Source organism: Corallococcus sp. Z5C101001 (assembly GCF_007352635.1).
Taxonomy (GTDB): domain Bacteria; phylum Myxococcota; class Myxococcia; order Myxococcales; family Myxococcaceae; genus Corallococcus; species Corallococcus silvisoli.
The window spans coordinates 23694-42802 of the sequence record NZ_VKLU01000019.1; the positions used below are offsets into that span (position 1 = coordinate 23694).

At 71.3% G+C, this 19109-nt stretch carries 20 protein-coding genes; all 20 read right to left on the reverse strand.

Translation table 11 applies throughout. From position 1 onward, the window contains the following. Positions 1 to 61: 61 nt before the first annotated feature. The 20 genes from FOF48_RS32855 to FOF48_RS32950 all read right to left on the reverse strand — a co-directional run bounded on the left by FOF48_RS32855 (position 62) and on the right by FOF48_RS32950 (position 19053). The gene (locus FOF48_RS32855; protein WP_143908330.1) at positions 62 to 1249 is read right to left on the reverse strand and encodes a glycosyltransferase; all 1188 of its coding nucleotides are present in this window, start codon (positions 1247 to 1249) and stop codon (positions 62 to 64) included. Between the two features lie 91 nt (positions 1250 to 1340). Then, positions 1341 to 2024: a phosphate signaling complex protein PhoU gene (gene phoU, locus FOF48_RS32860; protein WP_143908332.1), complete on the reverse strand. Its 684-nt coding sequence runs from the start codon at positions 2022 to 2024 to the stop codon at positions 1341 to 1343. Positions 2025 to 2047: 23 nt separating this feature from the next. Continuing rightward, positions 2048 to 2791, reverse strand: coding sequence for a phosphate ABC transporter ATP-binding protein PstB (gene pstB, locus FOF48_RS32865; protein WP_186002177.1), 744 nt, complete (start codon positions 2789 to 2791; stop codon positions 2048 to 2050). Positions 2792 to 2838: 47 nt separating this feature from the next. After that, on the reverse strand, positions 2839 to 3750 hold the full coding sequence (gene pstA, locus FOF48_RS32870) for a phosphate ABC transporter permease PstA (RefSeq protein WP_143908336.1): 912 nt from the start codon (positions 3748 to 3750) through the stop codon (positions 2839 to 2841). Next, positions 3747 to 4742, reverse strand: coding sequence for a phosphate ABC transporter permease subunit PstC (gene pstC / locus FOF48_RS32875; protein WP_186002178.1), 996 nt, complete (start codon positions 4740 to 4742; stop codon positions 3747 to 3749). The genes pstA and pstC overlap by 4 nt, the downstream gene beginning before the upstream one ends. Before the next feature lie 58 nt (positions 4743 to 4800). Continuing rightward, entirely contained in the window at positions 4801 to 5625 is an 825-nt protein-coding gene (locus FOF48_RS32880) for a phosphate ABC transporter substrate-binding protein (RefSeq protein ID WP_143908338.1), read from the reverse strand. A gap of 12 nt (positions 5626 to 5637) precedes the next feature. Further along, entirely contained in the window at positions 5638 to 6918 is a 1281-nt protein-coding gene (locus FOF48_RS32885; protein ID WP_143908340.1) for a porin, read from the reverse strand. Positions 6919 to 7028: 110 nt separating this feature from the next. Further along, positions 7029 to 7718 carry a response regulator gene (locus FOF48_RS32890; RefSeq protein WP_143908343.1) on the reverse strand — a complete coding sequence of 230 codons (690 nt, stop codon included), beginning with the start codon at positions 7716 to 7718 and terminating at the stop codon, positions 7029 to 7031. An 83-nt stretch (positions 7719 to 7801) separates the two neighbouring features. Beyond that, complete coding sequence (locus FOF48_RS32895; protein ID WP_186002172.1) at positions 7802 to 8605, reverse strand: SPFH domain-containing protein; 804 nt, start codon at positions 8603 to 8605, stop codon at positions 7802 to 7804. 59 nt (positions 8606 to 8664) lie between these two features. Next, positions 8665 to 9144: a histidine phosphatase family protein gene (locus FOF48_RS32900; protein ID WP_143908347.1), complete on the reverse strand. Its 480-nt coding sequence runs from the start codon at positions 9142 to 9144 to the stop codon at positions 8665 to 8667. Between the two features lie 65 nt (positions 9145 to 9209). Next, complete coding sequence (locus tag FOF48_RS32905) at positions 9210 to 9650, reverse strand: DUF1634 domain-containing protein (RefSeq protein ID WP_143908349.1); 441 nt, start codon at positions 9648 to 9650, stop codon at positions 9210 to 9212. Next, entirely contained in the window at positions 9647 to 10498 is an 852-nt protein-coding gene (locus tag FOF48_RS32910; protein ID WP_201756713.1) for a sulfite exporter TauE/SafE family protein, read from the reverse strand. The genes FOF48_RS32905 and FOF48_RS32910 overlap by 4 nt, the downstream gene beginning before the upstream one ends. Before the next feature lie 106 nt (positions 10499 to 10604). Further along, positions 10605 to 10865 carry a hypothetical protein gene (locus FOF48_RS32915; protein WP_235686116.1) on the reverse strand — a complete coding sequence of 87 codons (261 nt, stop codon included), beginning with the start codon at positions 10863 to 10865 and terminating at the stop codon, positions 10605 to 10607. Further along, positions 10866 to 12632, reverse strand: coding sequence for a chloride channel protein (locus FOF48_RS32920; protein WP_143908354.1), 1767 nt, complete (start codon positions 12630 to 12632; stop codon positions 10866 to 10868). Between the two features lie 102 nt (positions 12633 to 12734). Beyond that, positions 12735 to 14339, reverse strand: coding sequence for a S1C family serine protease (locus FOF48_RS32925; RefSeq protein ID WP_143908356.1), 1605 nt, complete (start codon positions 14337 to 14339; stop codon positions 12735 to 12737). Positions 14340 to 14527: 188 nt separating this feature from the next. Further along, positions 14528 to 15478 carry a metallophosphoesterase gene (locus FOF48_RS32930; protein ID WP_143908358.1) on the reverse strand — a complete coding sequence of 317 codons (951 nt, stop codon included), beginning with the start codon at positions 15476 to 15478 and terminating at the stop codon, positions 14528 to 14530. A gap of 13 nt (positions 15479 to 15491) precedes the next feature. Beyond that, complete coding sequence (locus FOF48_RS32935; RefSeq protein ID WP_143908360.1) at positions 15492 to 16853, reverse strand: cell wall metabolism sensor histidine kinase WalK; 1362 nt, start codon at positions 16851 to 16853, stop codon at positions 15492 to 15494. A 10-nt stretch (positions 16854 to 16863) separates the two neighbouring features. Continuing rightward, positions 16864 to 17544 (reverse strand): winged helix-turn-helix domain-containing protein, encoded by a 681-nt coding sequence (locus FOF48_RS32940; RefSeq protein WP_143908362.1) that lies wholly within the window; start codon positions 17542 to 17544, stop codon positions 16864 to 16866. Between the two features lie 139 nt (positions 17545 to 17683). After that, on the reverse strand, positions 17684 to 18181 hold the full coding sequence (locus tag FOF48_RS32945) for a hypothetical protein (protein ID WP_255442933.1): 498 nt from the start codon (positions 18179 to 18181) through the stop codon (positions 17684 to 17686). Continuing rightward, the gene (locus FOF48_RS32950) at positions 18178 to 19053 is read right to left on the reverse strand and encodes a hypothetical protein (RefSeq protein ID WP_186002173.1); all 876 of its coding nucleotides are present in this window, start codon (positions 19051 to 19053) and stop codon (positions 18178 to 18180) included. The genes FOF48_RS32945 and FOF48_RS32950 overlap by 4 nt, the downstream gene beginning before the upstream one ends. Between the last annotated feature and the right edge of the window lie 56 nt (positions 19054 to 19109).

Sequence of the window (19109 nt, forward strand, 5' to 3'; positions counted from 1 at the left end):
CGCGGGAGGGCTCGGCGAGGGTCGCTGTTCGAAGGTCCACCGAAAGTTGGGCCCAAGGCGTTCACCCCACCCCGTTGCTGGGGATCCACGCGTCGGCCGCGTCGGTCCGCGCCCGCATCGGCACCAGGCGCGTGCCCGCCACCACGCGCAGCCGCGTGCCGCGCCAGTCCACCGTGCGCCTGAACGCACCGTGCCACCATGCGGCGAAGAGCAGCGCGTCCTTCACCAGCACCGCGGGCGCCGCCCGCAGGCCCACCGGCTGCGGGCGGAGCGCGCGGAACACCGCCACGTCCACCCACACCTTGCCCAGGGCCACCGCCAGCGCCGCCAGCCCGGTGAGGGCGGTGGGGTGGAAGAGGGCGCCCAGCAGCGCGAGGGGCACCGGGTTGAGCAGCGCCTGCGCCACGTACGTCCCGGGCGATACCGCTGTGCGGTGGATGACGCTCCAGCGCAGGTAGCGCTGGAAGAAGGCGTCCACGCTCTTGCGCAGGGACACGTTGAAGACGGGGGCGTGCGCCAGCACCACGCGCTTGCCCAGCTTGCGCGTCACCCACTGGCCGATGACGTAGTCCTCCGCCAGCACGTCCTTCACGGAGAAGAAGCCGCCCAGCGCCTCCACGTCCTCGCGCCGCAGCGCCATGGACTTGCCCACCACGATGTCGCGGTCCGCCGCGTGCTTCGCGGCGATCATCCCCGCCGCCGCGCTGGAGGACAGGTACAGGTTGTCCAGGAGCGAACCGAACGTCCGCTCTCCCACCCCCGCCACCGGGTGCGTCACGCAGCCCACCGTGCGGTCCTCGAAGGCGGCGGCGATCTCCTCCAGATAGCCCGGGCCCACCCGGGTGTTGCTGTCGCTCACCACCCACAGGTCGTGCCGGGCCTCCGCCGACAGCGTCACCAGCTGGTTCACCTTCGGGTTGAGGCCGGGCTCGCCCACCTGGAGCACCACGCGCATCACCTGGGGCCACTTCGCTTCCGCCGCCTTCGCCACCGCGAAGGCAGGGTCGCGCGGGTCCTTCACGCCCAGGAGGACTTCGTAGTGGGGGTAGGGCAGCTGGGCGAACTGCGCCAGGTTCGCCTCCAGGTCGTCATCCACGCCGCACAGCGGCTTGAGGATGGACAGGCCGGGGTACCGGGTGGGGGCGGGAGGCGCCCCGCGGCGGTGGCGGCGCACGAACAGCGCCTGGAGGAGGAGGGCCAGGAGGCCCACTGCGGACGCGGCCAGGAGGAGGCTGGATGCGATGAGCATGTCGCCACCCTAGGGAACCCACAAGGCGGGACCGGGGCGGCGGGGCGGCGGGACGGCCAACTCGCCGTGACACCCCAGTGAAGTCGCGGCACTACTCCAGGTCGCGGCTCCGCGGGTGGCGCACGTCCTTGCCGCGCACCATGTAGATGACCATCTCCGCCACGTTGAGCGCGTGGTCGCCAATGCGCTCCAGGTGCTTCGCGATGAACATCAACGCCGTGGCCCGGCGGATGTTGCGCGAGTCCTCCATCATGTACGCCAGCAGCTCGTTGAAGATCTTCAGGAAGAGGGCATCCAGCAGGTCGTCCCCCTTGAGCACGTCCTCCGCCTTGGTCGCGTCCCCGGACACGAACGCGTCCAGCGCCTTCTTCACCTGCTGCTGCGCCAGCTCCGCCAGCTTCGGCGTGTCGACGTAGGGCGCCAGCGGAGGCACCTGGTTCAGGTCCATGGCGCGCTCGGCGATGTTCACCGCCAGGTCCCCAATGCGCTCCAGGTCGGTGACGATCTTGAGGGCCGTGGTGATGAGGCGCAGGTCGCTGGCGGCCGGCTGGCGCAGGGCGAGGATGCGGCGGCACAGGTCGTCGATGTCGACCTCCAGCCGGTTCACCTCGCGGTCCGCGCCCACCACCTGCTCCGCCAGGGCCGAGTCTCGGTCGGTGAGGGCGCGGGTGCTCTGCGAGATGAGGGCCTCCACCTTGGCCCCCATGGCGAGCAGCTTCTCGCGCAGGTTGCGCAGGTCCTGCTCGAATGCCTTGTCGGTGTGCATGGCCGCCATGTCGGTGCCTTCCGTCGCGCCTTTCAGCCGAACTTCCCGGTGACGTAGTCCTCGGTGCGCTTCTCGTGGGGGTTGGTGAAGATCTGCTCCGTGGCGCCGCACTCCACCAGCTCGCCCATGTAGAAGAAAGCCGTCCGGTCACTCACCCGCGCGGCCTGCTGCATGTTGTGGGTCACGATGGCGATGGTGTACGTGGCCTTGAGCTCGTGGATGAGCTCTTCGATCTTCGCGGTGGCGATGGGGTCCAACGCGGACGCGGGCTCGTCCATCAGCAGCACCTCCGGCTCCACCGCGAGCGCCCGCGCGATGCACAGCCGCTGCTGCTGGCCGCCGGACAGGCCCAGCGCGCTCTCCTCCAGCCGGTCCTTCACCTCGTCCCAGAGCGCCGCGCCCCGCAGGGACTTCTCCACCCGGGCCGCGAGCTTCGCCTTGTCCTTGAGCCCGCCCACGCGCAGCCCGTAGGCGACGTTCTCGAAGATGGACTTGGGGAAGGGGTTGGACTTCTGGAACACCATGCCCACGCGCCGGCGCAGGTCCACCACGTCCAGGGCCCGGTCATGGATGCTGCGGCCGTCCAGGAACACGCTGCCGTCGTGGTTGGTGCCCGGGATGAGGTCGTTCATCCGGTTGAGCGAGCGCAGGAAGGTGGACTTGCCGCAGCCGGACGGGCCGATGAGCGCCGTCACCTTGTTCTCGGGGATGGCCAGGCTCACCTGCTTGATGGCCACCTTGCGGCCGTAGCGCAGGGTGAGCTCGCGGGCTTCCATCTTGTTGCGCGGCGTGGCGGAGGAGAGGGGCATGGGCGAGGAGGACGTCAGTGGCCGGCCGCGGCCTTGCGGCGCGTGCGCGTGCGGATGAGGACCGCGACGAGGTTCAGGGCGAAGGTGAGCAAGAGCAGCACCAGCACCGTCGCGTACAGCAGCGGGCGGGTGGCCTCCACGTCCGGCGACTGCGTGGCCAGCACGTACGTGTGGTAGCCCAGGTGCATGAACTGCGAGTTCAGGCTCGTGGGGAGGTCCGGCAGGAAGTAGGCCGCGCCGGTGAAGAGGATGGGCGCCACCTCGCCCGCGCCACGGGAGATGGCCAGCACCGCGCCCGTGAGGATGCCCGGCAGCGCGCCCGGCAGCACCACCCGCGCCAGCGTCTGCGACTGGGTGGCGCCCAGCGCGAGGCTCGCGGTGCGGTGGTCCAGGGGCACGGCGCGCAGGGCCTCCTCCGTGGACACGATGACGACGGGCAGGGTGAGCACCGCCAGCGTCAGCGACGCCCAGAGGATGCCCGGCTGGGCCCAGTGCAGCTGTTCGTACCCCAGCGCGCGGTCCAGCCCCTTGCCCACGAAGAGGATGAAGAAGCCCAGGCCGAAGAGGCCGAACACGATGGAGGGCACGCCCGCCAGGTTCGCCACCGCCACGCGCACCGCGCGGGCCAGCAGGCTGTGGGGCGCCGCGTATTCATGCAGGTACACCGCCGTCAGCACGCCCACCGGCATCACCGCCAGCGTCATCAGCAGCGTGAGCGCCGCGGTGCCGAAGAGGGCGGGGAAGATGCCGCCGCCCATCATCCCGTCCGAGGGTGGCTGGGTGAGGAACGTCCAGGACAGGTGGCTCCAGCCGCCCTGGACGACGTCCAGGAGGATGAGGGCCAGCATGGCCACGATGACGAAGGCGGCCAGCCCCGTGAGCGACACCAGCGACAGTCCCACCACCCTGCGTGTGGCGTGCTTCACCCCGCACCTCCCTTGAGCCGCTGGATGACCTTCTTCGTCCACACGCCCGCGAGCATGTTGAGCACGAAGGTGAACAGGAACAGCTCCACGCCAATGAAGAAGAGCAGCGCGTAATGCGGGCTGCCCACCACCACCTCGCCCATCTCCGCGGCGATGGTGGCCGACAGCGAGCGCACGGAGTCGCCCAGGCGGGGCGACACGATGGCCGCGTTGCCGGAGGCCATCAGGACGATCATCGTCTCACCGATGGCGCGCCCGAAGCCCAGCACGCACGCGGCGAGGATGCCGGGGGCCGCCGCCGGCAGCACCACCTTCCAGGCCGTCTCCCAGGGCGTGGCGCCCAGCGCCAGGGACGCCTCGCGGTAGCTGCGCGGCACGGCGGTGAGCGCGTCCTCCGTCACCGTGAAGATGACCGGCACGATGGCCAGCGCCAGCCCCAGGCCCGCCACCACCGCGTTGAGCCGGGAGGTGAAGCCGAAGACCTCCTGGAGGAAGCTGGCCATCACCATCAGCGCGAAGAAGCCCAGCACCACGGACGGGATGCCGGCCAGCAGTTCAATGATGGGCTTGAGCACTTCGCGAAGGCGGCGCGGGGCGAACTCCGCGGCGAACAGCGCCGCGAAGATGCCCAGCGGCACCGCCACCAGCATGGACACCGCCGTCGTCTTCAACGTGCCGACGAAGAGCGGAATCATGCTGACCTTGGGCACGCCGGACACCGGCTGCCACACGTAGGCCAGGGGCTTTCCCTTCCGCACCAGCTGCGGCAGGAACATCTTGGAGAAGCTCGCCTCCTCGCGCGCCGTCGCGTCGGTGACGAGCGTCAGCGCCTCCTTCGCCACGAAGACGAGGATGAGCACCAGCGCGGCGATGCCCGTGAAGGCCACCGCCGTGATGAGCGCGGCGATGGCCTTCTCCTTCAGCTGCCGCCGCCGGGCCTCGGGCGACAGCGTGGGCTGCGCCACCGGGGGCGCGAGGTCCTGCTCCTGCATCACGGCCTGTCTATCCAACATGGAGCCCTCGCGCCGGGTGACAATCGTGTGACGGCCACTACTTCACGGGGAAGTAGCCCACCTGGGTGACGATGGCCTGGCCCTCGGCGGACAGCGCGAAGTCGATGAACGCCTTCACGTCCCCGGCGGGCTTGTTGCGCAGGTAGAAGAACAGGTCGCGCGACAGCGGGTACTTGCCGCTCTTCACGTTCTCCGCCGAGGGCGCGAAGGCCTCGGCGCCCTTCTTCACCTTCAGCTCCTTGATGCCCTTGGCGTACGCGGCGCCGCCGTAGCCGATGCCGTTCTTCTCCTTGGCCACCGCGTTGACGACCGCGGCGGTGCCGGGGAGCGTCTGCGCGGCGGAGGCGAAGTCGTCCCCGCCCAGCACGGTGTCCTTCACGAACACGTAGGTGCCAGAGGAGTTCTCGCGCGAGTACAGGACGATGGGGGCATCCGCGCCGCCCACGGCCTTCCACGACGCGGTGTCGCCCAGGTAGATCTCCTTGAGCTGCTCCACCGTGAGCGCGTCCACCTTGTTGGACTCGTTGACGTAGAAGGTGACGCCGTCCTTCGCCACGGCCACGCCGGTGGGCGGGGTGTTGTAGCGGGCGCGGAGCTTCTCCTCCTCCGCCTCCTTGATTTCACGGCTGGACATCGCGATGTCGGTGGTGCCGTTCTGCAGGGCCGCCAGGCCCGTGCCGGAGCCGCCGCCCGTCACTTGAATCTTCATGGACGGGTTCTTCTTCATGAACGCCTCCGCCCAGCGCTGGGCGAGGATGACCATGGTGTCCGAACCCTTCACCGTCACCGTGCCTGCCTGGGCGGAGAGCGGGAGGACGGCGAGGCCGAAGGCGACGAAGCTGGAAAGCAGTGTCTTCTTCATGAGGTGACTCCTCTAGAAACGGGCCTGCATCTGCAGGGTGAACAGGTTGTCGTGGGGGTCCAATGCCTGGGCCACCACGTGCGTCGTCGGGATTTCGTAGGTGGCGGACATCTTCAGGTTCTCCCCGAAGTGGTGCTGCACGACGACGCCCACGGTGTTGATGGTGTTGTCGGCGCCGGGGGCCTCGCCCGCCGCCAGGTCCCGCTGTCCGTTGTGCGGGTCGAAGCTGTCGTAGCGCACGCCCACCGCGTCGTTGAGGCCGATGTTCTGCACCAGCAGCAGGTACCAGCCGTGCGCGGGCACATCCAGGTGGGTGGCGTTGTTGGCGGCCCCGTAGGTGCGGCCCGCGATGAACTCGCCCTTGAGGGACGTGCCGCCCAGGGGCACCACGTCGAAGTAGGCCTGGAGGTCCGCGCCCACGCGGCTGCGCTGGTAGGCGTGGCGGAAGGTGTCCGTGGGCAGCCGGCCCAGCGTGTGGCCGTACCAGCCGGAGATGCCTCCGGCGATCCACTTCAGGTCGAAGCCCAGGTGGCCAACGACGTCCTTCTCCTTGTCGTTGTCCTGGGTGGTGCCGCTGTCCGTGCCGTTGCCGTCGAAGAGGCCCACCGCGAGCCGCAGGAACTTGTAGCGGCCGTTCACCTTCGCGCCGCGGTCGCGCTCGCTGGGGAGCAGGTTGCGCACCACGCGGCTGCGCTCGGGGAACTCGCGGTCGCTGGAGGACTGGGGGCCCTCGTAGCCGAAGGGCCACTTCATCTGGCCCATGGTCAGCGACAGCTGCTGCCGCGTGCCCGGCACGAACAGGGTGGCCTCCGCGTCCTTCAGCGTCACGCCGGCGGGCACCGCGTCAATCTGGAGCATGAACTGCGCCACGTCCGTGGTGTAGGTGGCCTTCAAGCGGCCCCGGCGGACGCCGAAGCGGCTGAAGCCCCCCGCGCCGGTGTCATCCAGCGGCTCCTGGTACTGGTAGCGGGCCTGGATGTAGCCGGAGAAGCGCAGCTTCTTGAGGGCGGACAGGTCGTTCTTCGTCTCCGTGTTCTGCTCCTCCAGGGCCTCCACCCGGTGCTCGTCGGCCGTCAGCCGCTCGTCGATGGAGGGGGACGCCTCCGGCACCGTGGGGGCGTTGGCCCGCGGCGGGAGGGGGGCGGAGGGCTGCGCCACGTCCGTGGTGGAAGGCTCCACGGCCTCGCCCGGCGCGGCGGCCCGCGGCGAGGGGAGGGCTTCCTGGGGCGTGGCGGCCTGGGCCATGGCGGCGCTGGAGCTCAACAGGGAGAGAGCAACAAGGAGAGTGCGCATAGAAGGTCCGCGGGAATCCCGGCGTCGAGAACGCGTGACGATCTATGGGTCGGATATGGCTGTTTGACGGCCCTTTCGTGACAAATGGGTAACGGAAGGAGACTGGGGTACTACCCGGCCGCGGGGTCCACGATGCGGTAGCCCACGCCGCGCACCGTCTCCAGGAGGGCGCGCGCGGGGCCCAGCTTGTCGCGCAGGCGCATCACGTGCGTGTCGATGGTGCGCGTCTCCAGCGCGCTGGACAGGCCCCAGACCTGCTCCAGGAGCTGCTCGCGCGTCTGCACCCGGCCCAGCCGCGCCATCAGGTACTCCAGCAGGCGGAACTCCAGCGCGGTGAGGGGGGTCTCCTTCTCCTCCACGAAGAAGCGGTGCTGGGTGACGTCCAGGCGCAGCGGGCCCAGCGCCAGGGCCGGGGTGCCTTCCTGGGGCGAGGTGCTGCGCCGGAGGATGGCCTTGAGCCGGAGCACCAGCTCGCGCACGGAGAAGGGCTTGACGACGTAGTCATCCGCGCCGACCTCGAAGCCGCGGATGCGATCCGCTTCCTCGCTCTTGGCGGTGAGCATGACGATGAGCACGTCGCGCAGCCGGGGGTTGGCGCGCAGGTGGCGGCAGACCTCGATGCCGGACAGGTCCGGCAGCATCAGGTCCAACAGCACCACGTCCGGGGATTGCTCGCGCGCGGCCGTGATGGCCGCCTCCCCGGTGAAGGCGAGGCGCGTGGTGAAGCCCGCGCCTCGCAGGTTGAAGTCGATGAGTTCCGCTAGGTCGCGCTCGTCGTCGACGATGAGAACATGGGACATGACGGGCACGTACTCTGCGCGCCTCTGTTCGCGGCCACGTGACGCACCGGCAACAAGTGCGTCACGTCCGTCACGCACGCGCGTCAGGCGTCTGACGCACGGGTCGCGTCAGCGCGGAACGCCTGCCATCCCGCACGGAAACGACGGGCGCGGACGGACCCGGGGAGAAGGGGGCCGGGCCGTCCGCGCCCTCTGTCCTCGCCTCCGCCGCGCGAGGCCACCTTCGGCGTGCGCTCCAGCACCTCCGCGCCGTGCGCTTCGCCATGCTGCGCGCCGGGCACCCCCAGCATCGCCGCGTCCACGCTGCGCAGCTCGCCTTCCGCGAAGCCCGTGAAGGCGATGGTGCGGTGCGGGCGGATGAGCGACGGCCGGTACAGCTCCTGGTTGGCGCGCAGCACCTCCGGGGCCCCGCTGAGCGCGTGCAGCGCCTTGCCCACGGCGGCGGGGGACTGGCCCTTCGCCTCCGCGACCATGGCCGCGATGCGCGCGTCCGTCTCCGCCTCCAGCAGCGCCACGCGCTGGCGGCCCTCTTCCTCGATGTCCGCCCTGGCGCGCTCGAGCCGGGCGCAGAGGGTCTCCAGCACCTGGCTGCCCACCTCCGACAGCAGGCTCACGCTGCGGATGAGCGCCGCGTCCACCTGGAGTCCCCAGCGCGCGGTTTCCTGCGCCACGTCGCGCTGGAGCAGCTCGCCCAGCTCCGTGCGGTCGCAGGGGATCTGCTGGAAGTCCCGGTTGCCCAGGATGGAGATGGCCGAGTGGGTGACGAGGTTGTTGAGCGAGCGGTCCCAGTCCGCCGCGTCGAACAGGGCCTTGGCGGGGTCCGCGATGCGGAACTCCAGCCACAGGTCCACGATGACGGTGGTGCCGCGCGCGTCGATGAAACACATGGGAGGGGGGAACGAGGGCCTCGTCCACTCGCCCGCACTCCCACGCCCGCGAGGGTGAGTCAGGGGCGACGAAGGGCGCGCCCGGGCGCCAACATCCATTCCAGGGTGAAGCCGTGCCCTTCAGGCCGCAGAGCCACCGCGCAGCCTTTGCGGAGCTTGTCGGGCAACGCATGGCCCAGCGCGAGCGCGGCGGCGCGCTCCAGAGAGGGATTGTGTCCCACCAGCGCCCAACCCGGACCCACATCGCGCGCCAGCTTCAACACATTGCGAGCCGCGCCCTTCATGGGGACGAGCCCGGGGTGGACCTCCACGTGGGACAGGCCGAGCGCGTCCGCGAGCAGCTCCGCGGTCTGCACCGCGCGCACCAGGGGGCTGGTGATGATGCCCATGAGCGGGGTGAGGCGCGCCAGCTTGCGCGCGTGCTGACGGAAGGCGGCGCGGCCCTGCGGGGTGAGGGCGCGGGCTTCGTCTCCCAGGGCGTGGGAGTCCTCGGCCACGGCGTGGCGCACGAGCAGGAGGGGCAGGTCGCGGTCGGCCATGGACGCGCCTTGTAATGGGTTTCGGGCCCGCGTGGATGTGACGAACGGGTGGACTCCCCCGTTGACTACTCCACGCCGCCCAGGAGGAACGCGAGCAGCAGCAGGGCGAGCACGCTGGTGGTGATGGCGGCGAAGGTGCGGTCCTTCTGCGCGCGGAAGATGCCCAGCGACAGGGCCACGCGCAGCACGGGCACGGTGATCATCACCAAGAGCCCCGCCATCACGAAGGACTGCCCGCGCACCGCCATCACGCCCTCGAAGACATCCGGCAGCCGGTGGGGCGCGGAGTCCGGCGAGGTGAGGCGTTGGAGCGCGTCCGGGGAGGAGAAGTAGTCCGGGTGGCGAAAGAACGTCATCACCATGCCGCAGGTGACGAGCGACAGGCTGAGGAGCACGCCGCCGCGCAAGAGCTGGCTGATGAGCAGCTCCGGCGTGAGGGGCACCCCCTCCGGGACGACGGCGGTGGTCTCCTGCTGGGCGCGGGGCTCGTTGGGTTCGGGACTCATCCGCGGATCCCCTTGGACAGCATCTCGTAGGACACCCACAGCAGGACGGCGACGAAGAGCATGCGCAGGGAGCCGCTCTTGAGCTTCGTCAGGTAGCGCGAGCCGGCGAACGCGCCCAGCGTGACGCCCACGCAGACGGGGCCCGCGATGAAGGGATCGATGTCCCCGCGCGCGAAGTAGATGCCCGCGCTGGCCGCCGCCGTCACGCCAATCATGAAGTTGCTGGTGGCGGTGGACACCTTGATGGGCAGCCCCATCGCCAGGTCCATGGCCGGCACCTTCAGCGCCCCCGAGCCGATGCCGAGCAGGCCGCTCACCGTTCCCGCGATGTACATCAGCCCCAGGCCCGTGAGCGGGCGGTGCACGCGGTAGGACACCTCGCGGTCGGTGGACGCGTCGTAGTAGCTGCCGTGCAGGGCCAGCCGGTCCGCGAGCGCGTTCGGGGGCGGCTCCTCCCGGGGACCGCCGTCCTCGCGCAGCTTGCGCAGCATCGCGAGCGCCGAGTACGCCATCACCGCGCCAAAGAGGAAGTACAGCGCGCGTCCGCCCACCACGCCCGCGAGCATCGCGCCCGTGACGGCGCCGGCCACGGTGGCCAGCTCCAGGAACATGGCCACGCGCATGTTGGCCAGGCCGTCGCGCACGTACGCGGCCGCCGCGCCGCTGGAGGTGGCGATGACGGACACGATGGAGGCCCCCACCGCGTAGCGGATGTCCACCTTGAGCACGAGCGTCAGGACGGGGATGAGGATGAGGCCCCCGCCCAGGCCCAGCAGCGAGCCCAGCAGGCCCGCCCCAATGGAGACGCACAGCACGATGGCGACGAAGTTGAACGGAGTGGCGTCCAAGGCGGCGGCATCTTCCTCCCGCGCCCCCCGCATGCAAGCGGTTCGCTCGGAGCCCGCCTGGTCGCCTGCTTGGGCTCGGCCCCGGGGGAGGGAAGAAGGCGGTGCGTCAACGCTCCGGGTGCTGTTGGGGAGGGGGCTTGCCGCCCGGCGCGGGCTTCGTGTCCGGGGGTTGGGGGATGGGCCAGCCCTGGAACAGCGGCCAGCCCCGGTAGGGGTTGCCCCGGGTGGACTCGTCCGTGTCCTCCGCGGCCTCGCGCTCGCGCTGGCCCGGGCGCGGCGGGGAGCGCAGCAGGACCCACGTCAACACGAGGCACAGCAGGCTCATCACCACGATGCTCCACGCGCGGGCCCGGGGCTCCATCTCCATCTAGAAGCGCCCCCGCTTGAGCAGGTCGCCCTTGGACAGTGAGCCCAGCAGGTGCCGCCGCCCGTCCACCACGGGCAGCCGCTCCAGCTCCGTGTGGCCGAACCGGGCGGCCACCTCCGCCAGGGACAGGTCCGGCGTGATGGGCTGCACGCCGGTGTCCATCACGTCCGCGGCCACAGTGGCCTGGAGCAGCGAGTGGTCCGGCAGGTGGCCCTTGAGCGCCTCCAGGGTGATGACGCCCAGCAGGCGTCCCTCCGCGTCGGTGACGTACAGGTCCGCGCCCGCGGGCTGCTCCAGCAGCAGCACCACCACCTCGTCGAAGGTCGCGGACGGGGGCACGCGCTGCGTCGCCGGCGACAGGAGCGAGCGCACCCCCTCTTCGCGCAGCCAGTGCGGCACGGAGTCCGGCACGCGCACGTCGCGCCTGGCGAGCACGGACGTGTAGAGCGACTCCGGCTCCAGGCGCCGGCTGACCACGGCGGCCACCACGGCGGCCAGCATCAGCGGGAGGATGAAGTCGTAGTCGCCGGTCATCTCGAAGATCATCAGCACCGCGGACACGGAGGCGTGCGTGGTGCCCGCCAGCACCGCGCCCATGCCGAGCAGCGCGTAGGCCCCGCTGGGGGCCGCGCCGCCGGGGAGCGCCTGCTCCACCAGCATCCCGAACGCGCCTCCCAGGAGCGCGCCGAAGAAGAGGGAGGGGGTGAAGAGCCCGCCCGGCACCCCCGCGCCCGCGCACAGCGACGTCACCGCCAGCTTCGCCACGGGCAGCAGGAGCAGGAGCGCGAGGGGCATCGTCCCGTGCAGGGCCATGTTCACGGAGTCGTAGCCGTTGCCCATCAGGTACGGCCCGGCGATCGCGGTGGCGCCCACCACGGTCATCGCCACCAGGGGCATGAAGGGCCGGAGCCACGACGGCAGCCGGTCCAGCAGGTCCGACGCCACGTTGATGCCGCGCACGTAGAGGGCGGAGGCCCCGCCGACGAGCACGCCCAGGAGGATGGCCAGCACCAGCTCGCGCGGATGGGTGAGCGCGTAGTGCGGCATCACGTAGCTGGGGTGATCCGCGATGAGCGTGCGCGACACGAGCGTCGCCACCACGCACGACACGACGATGGGGCCGAAGAGCTCCAGCGCGAAGCTGCCCAGCAGCACCTCCAGGCCGAAGAGCGCGGCGCCAATGGGGACGTTGTACGCGGACGCGATCCCCGCCGAAGCGCCGCAGGCCACCAGCACGCGCGCCTGCCCCGGCCCCAGCCGCAGCCACCCGGACAGCGCGGAGCCACTGGCGGCGCCTGTCTGGAGGAGCGCGCCTTCGCGGCCCAGCGGCGCCCCCAGCGCCACCGCGATGATGGACACGAAGCCGCGCAGGAGCGCGCGGGGGAAGGGGAGCCGGCCGGACTTCACCCAGATGGATTCGATGATGCCCGCGGTGCCGTGGCCGCGCAGGGGTTGGCCCACCAGCAGGGACACCAGCGTCACCAGCGCGCCGCCCAGCACGGGCACGAGGAACCGGCGCCAGCCCGGGGACGCGAGCGCGCCCTCGAGGAAGTGCTCGGTGTTGCTCTGCCAGAACAGGTGCTGCGTGAAGCGCAGCACGGCGAGGAGCGCCACCGCGCCCAGGCCGGAGATGAGCCCCACGCCCACCACCAGCACCCAGAACCGGCGCTCCTGCCCCAGCAGGCCCCGGAGGATCCGCCGCAGCCAGGGCGAGGGCGCTCCCGTCCTCAGGTCGGGATGGACAGCACCAGAGGTGGGTTCGGGCATGGCCTCCACACCTGTCCAATGTAGGAAGGCGCGCGGGGCCTTCCCGGGAGCGTGCGCTGTTCGTGAGGCGTCCCCTGCTCGGCTGGCAGGCCTGCGGGCGGACTACTTGCCGGATGGACCCTTGCCTGCCTTGCCCCCGGCGGTGCGCGCGGGCCGGCGTGCTCCGGAGTCCCCGTCCGCCGCAGCCCCCCCGCCTTCGGGCTCGCCCGAGAGTCCCAGGTGGATGCCAGGCGGTGGCGGGTTCTTCAGGACGGACTCGGTACGGGTCGCGGGCTCGGTGAGGTCCGGCGCGAAGCGGTCCGCCAGCTCCGCGGCGCTGTCGCTCAGGTCGCGGTGCGCGACGATGGTGCGCTCCAGCGTCTTGGCCAGGCGGGCCGACGTGTCGAAGGTCTGCCGCGACTCGTCGGAGGAGGGCAGGGAGTCCTGGTAGGAGAACGCGAGCGTCGCGTCCCGGCGCAGCGCGTCCAGCAACCGGGCCAGCTGCTGTTGCAGCTCCGCGTCCTGTTCACCGCGCGGGCGCTCCAGGAGGCCGCGCTCGCCCCCGAACCAGACCCGGCCCACGCGCCCGAAGCCCTCGTCCGCCGAGGCCATGGGCAGGTCCTCCATCACGATGAGCGGGTGCACCCGTCGCGGGAAGTCCTGGCCGTACAGCGCGAAGAGCAGCGTGCCATCCGCGCGAGGGAACACCGCGGCGGTGCGCGAGCCGAAGGGGAAGAAGGGCGTGGCGGACACCTCCGCGCGCTTCGCCATGCGCGCGCGGGCCAGCGCGTCCAAGGGCGTCGTGCCCTCCTGGACGCGCTTCGGTGTGCGGCGCAGGTTGTTCATCAGGTCGCGCGCCTGGTCGATGCCCACCACCACGTTGAGCGCGCTGCCTCGCGAGTAGCCCGCGTGGAAGACGCCCACCAGCTCGAACTCCCCCGTCTTGCAGGAGATGGCCAGCACCGGCGACCCCGAGTTGCCCTGCGACAGGAGCGCGTCGATGACGAAGTCGTCGTGGTACCAGTCCTTGTACTCGTCGTGGTCATAGGCGGAGATGACCTTGCCCATGTTGGTGGCGTTGAAGACCCCTAGCGGAAAGCCGCGCACGTCCACCACGTCGCGCTCGCGCACGGCGGCGCTCCGGCCCACCTTCCAGGGCATCACCGTGAGCGGCGCGCGGGACTTGACCACGGCCAGGTCCAGCTGCGGATCCACCACCGCCTTGGACAGCGGGATGTCGTCGCGGTCGTACGCGTCCGCCTCGTTCTCCACGATGCTGAGGCCGTCCTTCACGCGCTTGCAGCCGGACGCCACGCCGTCCACCGGGTGCGCGTCGCTGGTGACGTCGGGCCACTCCACGACGTGCTCGTTGGTGAGCAGCAGCGTCTCCCCGGCCTGTTGCCGGTAGGCGAACGCGGTGCCGTGCGAGGACACCGCCGTGCGCGTGCGGCGCACGTTGCCCTCCGCGCCGTAGGACAGGCACTCGTACACGGCGGTGCTGCGCACGCAGTACGTGTACTTCTTCTGCTCCGCCTGCTCGAAGGCGCGGGCCCGGGGGGACAGCGCGCTGTAGCTGTCGGCGTACTCGCCCTCGCAGTAGGGCGCGGCGGCGGGCGGCGCGCTCACCCCGGGCGCTCGCGCCGGCGCCGGCGCGGCGGGGGGCGCCGCTGCTCCGGAGGCGGCCAGGGACAGCGCCACCACCGACAGTCCGACCGTCCACCCGACCATGGCCCCTCCCGCGTGTTGTCGTCGCCTGAGGTCTTGCTAAGGCCCGCGCGGCCCGCGTGCACCTGTGCGGATGGGAGGCCAGGCGGAATTCGCGCGCGAAAAAGCCCGCTGTCCGTCAGAAGGGGCGGCACGCCTGTCCATTCCCGGACGGGCCGGCCCCACGCGCGCGCACCCGGTGGGCGTTCGCCTCACCCGTCCAGGTCGTTGAGCGCGTCGAGCGGCAGCGGAGCGGCGCCCGTCACCGTGCCGTCCATGTCCGTGGGCAGCGTGGACGGATCGACCTCCGGGGGAGGCCCATTCTCGAACGGCGCGGCGAGCGTGGGCCGCGAGCCCGCGGCCCCGGGCGGAGGACGCAGCACGGGCCCCGGCGGTGGCAGCCCCGAGTGCCGCCGGGCGGCCTCCATCAACGCGTTGTGGTGCCGGTAGCGCGCCTCCACGAGCTTGTGGATGAGCAGCGGCCCTCCAGGCACGCGGCGCGCTGTGAGGGCCTGCGTGGCCTTGCGCACCGGGTAGCGCACGCGGCGGATCTGCACGCGCCAGCCCTTGGGGGTGAAGGTGAAGACGCCGTAGGCGGGGCGCAGGTCCCCGTCGCGCGGGATGCCGGCGCTGGCCACGTCCGCGATGAGCATCCGGCCCACGCGCCGCCGGTAGGGGAAGTGCAGGTGCCCGAAGGCGCACGCCGCCGCGTCCAGGTGCGTGAAGAAGCGGCGCACCGCGTGGTCGTCCAGCGTGGGGTCCAGGGACTCTTCCAGGTTGCGCGGGTTCGCGTGGCAGATGAACAGGTCCTGCCCCTTGCGCGGCGTGTAGCGCAGCGAGAAGGGCATCTGTCCCAGCTGCTGCAACAGCGCGTCACCCAGCTGGTCGCGCGTCCAGCGCAAGAGCTCCGTCTTCCAGTGGTCCCGCTCGCGGTACGCGCCGCCCAGGTAGTTGCCGGCCAGGTACGCGTCCGTGTTGCCCATGATGAGCGCGTGGCAGCGGCTGAAGAGCAGCTCCACCGTCTCGCGCGGGTGCGCGCCGCGCAGCGCCAGGTCTCCGGCCGCGACGATGTAATCCGGCGCCACCGACTTGGTGATGTCGTCCAGCACGGCCTCGCAGGCCGGAAGGTTCCCGTGAATGTCCGCGAGGATGGCGACCCGCATGGCCGCCCCCATCCTAGCCCGTCGCCGCCGTCGAGCCAGCCGCCGAGGGTAGAAAAATGACGAAGGTACTGCCCGCGTTCGGCTGGCTCTCCACCTTCACCTCGCCGTCCATCGCGCCCATCAGATGCTTCACGATGGAAAGGCCCAGTCCCGTCCCCCCCATGTCCCGGCTGCGACCCTTGTCCACCCGGTAGAATCGCTCGAAAATCCGGGAAAGATGTTTGGACTCGATTCCCACGCCTGTGTCGCGCACGCGCACGACGCAGCGGCCTCCCTCATACGCTCCGTCCACGTCCACCCGGCCGCCCGCGGGCGTGTACTTCACCGCGTTGTCGAGCAGGTTGAGGAGCACCTGCTCGATGGCCCGCCCATCCCCCATCGCCACCAGCTCCGGCGGCACGTGGAGGCCCAGCTGCTGGTTCTTGCCCTCGGCCTTGGGGCGCACCCCTTCGGCGGCGCGGGAGACGGCCAGGGCCAGGGGGACCTCCGTGCGCTGGAAGATCATCTCGCGCGCCTCCAGGCGCGAGAGCTCCAGCAGGTCCTCCACCAGCTCGGAGAGGCGCTCGGACTGGCGGTGGATGATCTCCACCATCTTCGGGGCCACCTGGGTGTCCTGGAGCGCGCCACCCTGGAGCGTCTCCGCGTAGCCGCGGATGGCGGTGATGGGCGTGCGCAGCTCGTGCGACACGTTGGCCACGAAGTCCTTGCGCACCTTCTCCAGCCTGCGCAGCTCGGTGACGTCATGGAAGACGGCGGCGCTGCCGGGCAGGTCGCGGCCCACGGGCGTCACGCGTACAGCCAGCGTGCGGGAGTACAGGCCCTCGAGCGTCAGCTCCAGCCGCGTGGACGTGCCCTCCTGGCACGCGCGGGCCACCGCGTCGTTGAGGGCTTCGTTGCGGATGAGCGCGAGCGGCCGCTGCCCCACGATGGCTTCGTGCGCGGGCAGCAGCATCTCCGCGAGCGCGTCGTTGTGGCGCACCACGGTGCCCTCCGCGTCCGTCACCCAGAGGCCCTCCGCCATGCCGTCCAGCACGGCGGTGAGGATGCGGGCCTCCTGGTTGAGCGCCGCGGCGCGCGTGGACAGCCGGTCGTCCAGCGTGTCGATGGCGTCTTCCAACTGGGCCAGGTCGTCGGTGCGCTCCAGGCTCGCGGGGGGCGTCACCTGCACGCCCTCCGCCAGCGACTGCGTCTTCTGGGTCAGCGCGCGAAGCTGGCGTTCCATCGCCACGCGGCTGGTGCCCAGCGCCAGCGCGGAGCCCGCGAGCGTGACGAGCCCCGCCGCGAGCGCGCCCGCCGGGTGCCCGAAGAGCACGAGCAGCGTCGCGACCAGGAGAGGCGGAACCAACAGGGAGAGGAGCGTGAAGCGCAGGGGCATGGCGTGGGGCTCACGGAGGGCTGAGCTTGTAGCCCACGCCGCGCACGGTCTCGATGATGTCGCCCGCGGGGCCCAGCTTCTCGCGCAGGCGCTTGATGTGCGTGTCCACGGTGCGGGTGTGGATCTCCGCCTGGATGCCCCAGACGTCGGACAGGAGCACCTCGCGCGTCTGCACGCGGTCGCTGCGCTCCAGCAGCGTGCGCAGCAGGCGGAACTCCAGCGCGGTGAGCACCACCTCCTCGCCCTTCACGCGCACCTGGTGGCGGGACGTGTCCAGGCTGATCTCCCCCGCGACCAGCAGCGCGGCGGGGCCTTCCTCCGCGTCCGCGCGGCGCAGCACGGCCTTCACGCGCAGCAGCAGCTCGCGCACGGAGAAGGGCTTCACCACGTAGTCGTCCGCGCCCAGCTCCAGGCCCTGGATGCGGTCGGCCTCCTGGCCCTTGGCGCTGACGATGACGACCGCGGCCTTCTTCATCTCCGGGTCGCTCTTGAGCATGCGGAGGACCTCCCCGCCCGCCACGTCCGGCAGCATCAGGTCCAGCAGCACCAGGTCCGGAGGGTGGGCCCGGGCCCGGGCGAGTCCCCCCGCGCCGGTGTTCGCGGTGTCGGTTTCAAAGCCCGCCGCGCGGAGGTTGTAGTCGACGAGTCCGGCCAGGTCCTGCTCGTCCTCGATGATGAGGATGCGCGCCATGAAGGGTGCTCCCGCGAAGGGGATGGAGTGCGTGGCGTCCCGTAACAGATTCGTTCCGCCTCGCTCGGGACAACCATGTGACATCCGCGCGCCATGCCCGCTCGCCTCCCCAGCCTGCGACGGGCGGGCGGCCCCGCCCTCAGCGGGGGAACACCGGGTTGCAGTCCTGGGGGTTCAGCTCGATGGGGGCCGCCACCAGGGTCGCGTTCTGTCCCACGTTCACCACGCGCAGGTAGTTGCATGAGCTGCCCAGGAAGCGCGTCGGGGTGTCGGCCGTCAGGGCCTCGATGACGACCGCGTAGTCGCGGCCCACGGGCACGTCCACCGCCAGCCCCATGTCCGCGCCGCCGGCGGCGGCCGGAAAGCGCAGCGTGCGCCCCGACTTCCCGTTCCCATCCTTCAGCTCCAGCAGTGCGTCCGGCTCCACCTGGGTGGAGAGGCAGGTGCGCTGCAGCTCCGCGCAGTTGCGCTTCGTGCCGTCCTTCAGCACGGACACCTGGTAGGCGCCCACCTGGCTGGCCACGGCGCGGCTCAGGGTGACCTCCAGTCCCACCGGCAGCGTGTCCGAACCGGTGTCCGGCCCACAGCCGATGACCAGCGCGACAAGGCCCATGCCCAGGCTTCCAGGTCGTCTCATGGCGCGGCGCCCTCCACGCGGATGGTGATGGGCACCCGGCCGCGCTCCTCCGACGACGACAGGGCCACCACCCCGGCGGTGCCGCCCACGGCCACCGCGCCCACGGCCACCCAGAGCCAGGGGCTCTTGTACCAGGGGCGGCTTGGCCCTTCCGTCAGCGCGGCGGTCGCCGGCGCGGTCCGGGACGCCACCTGGAAGAGCAGGGGATGGAATGGGTCGCCGCGTCCCGCGAGCCGCCGCTGGGCCGCGTCCACGACCTCGAAGTAGTACTCCACCTCGTAGGAGGTGCTCTCCACGGGCAGCTCGTAGGCGGGCAGCACGGCGCTGTAGTGCTCGGCCTGGGCGCGGTCGCGCACGAAGTCCACCGAGGAGAAGCCCTGGGCTCCCGCGCGCCGGTAGAACAGCCGCGCTCGCGCGCCCAGCGCCATGTCGCGGAGGGTGGCGTCCACCTGGACGCGTTCGCCGGGCGCCGGGTCCGGGATGGGATCCACCTCCAGCGTGACGGGATGGACGCGGCGGTGGCGGAGGTCCTCCTTCAGCTTCGCGAAGACGGCGCGGACCTTCGGAGGCGCGGAGCGGGGCAGCTCGAAGTCCGGCCGGGCCTGGAGCAGCTTCTCGTACGCCCCGCGCGCCAGGGCCTCGTCGCCCAGGTAGAGGGCGGTGAGCCCCTGCAGGCGGTAGAGCTCCACCAGCTCGTCGTCCGTGACGTCGGGCGCATCCAGGCCGCGCTGGACCGCGGCCAGGGCTTCCTGGAAGCGGCCTGTCTCCAACAGGTCCTTCGCCTCGCCGATGGCGGGACTCGCCGGGCCAAGCTGGAAGAGCAGGGGTGGAGGGGGAAGGGGCGCACGGGCCTGCGCTGGCAGGGCGAGCATCAGCCCGAGCCCCCAGACGCAGAGTGCGCCCCGCCAACCTTGGGCGGGGGCGCGCA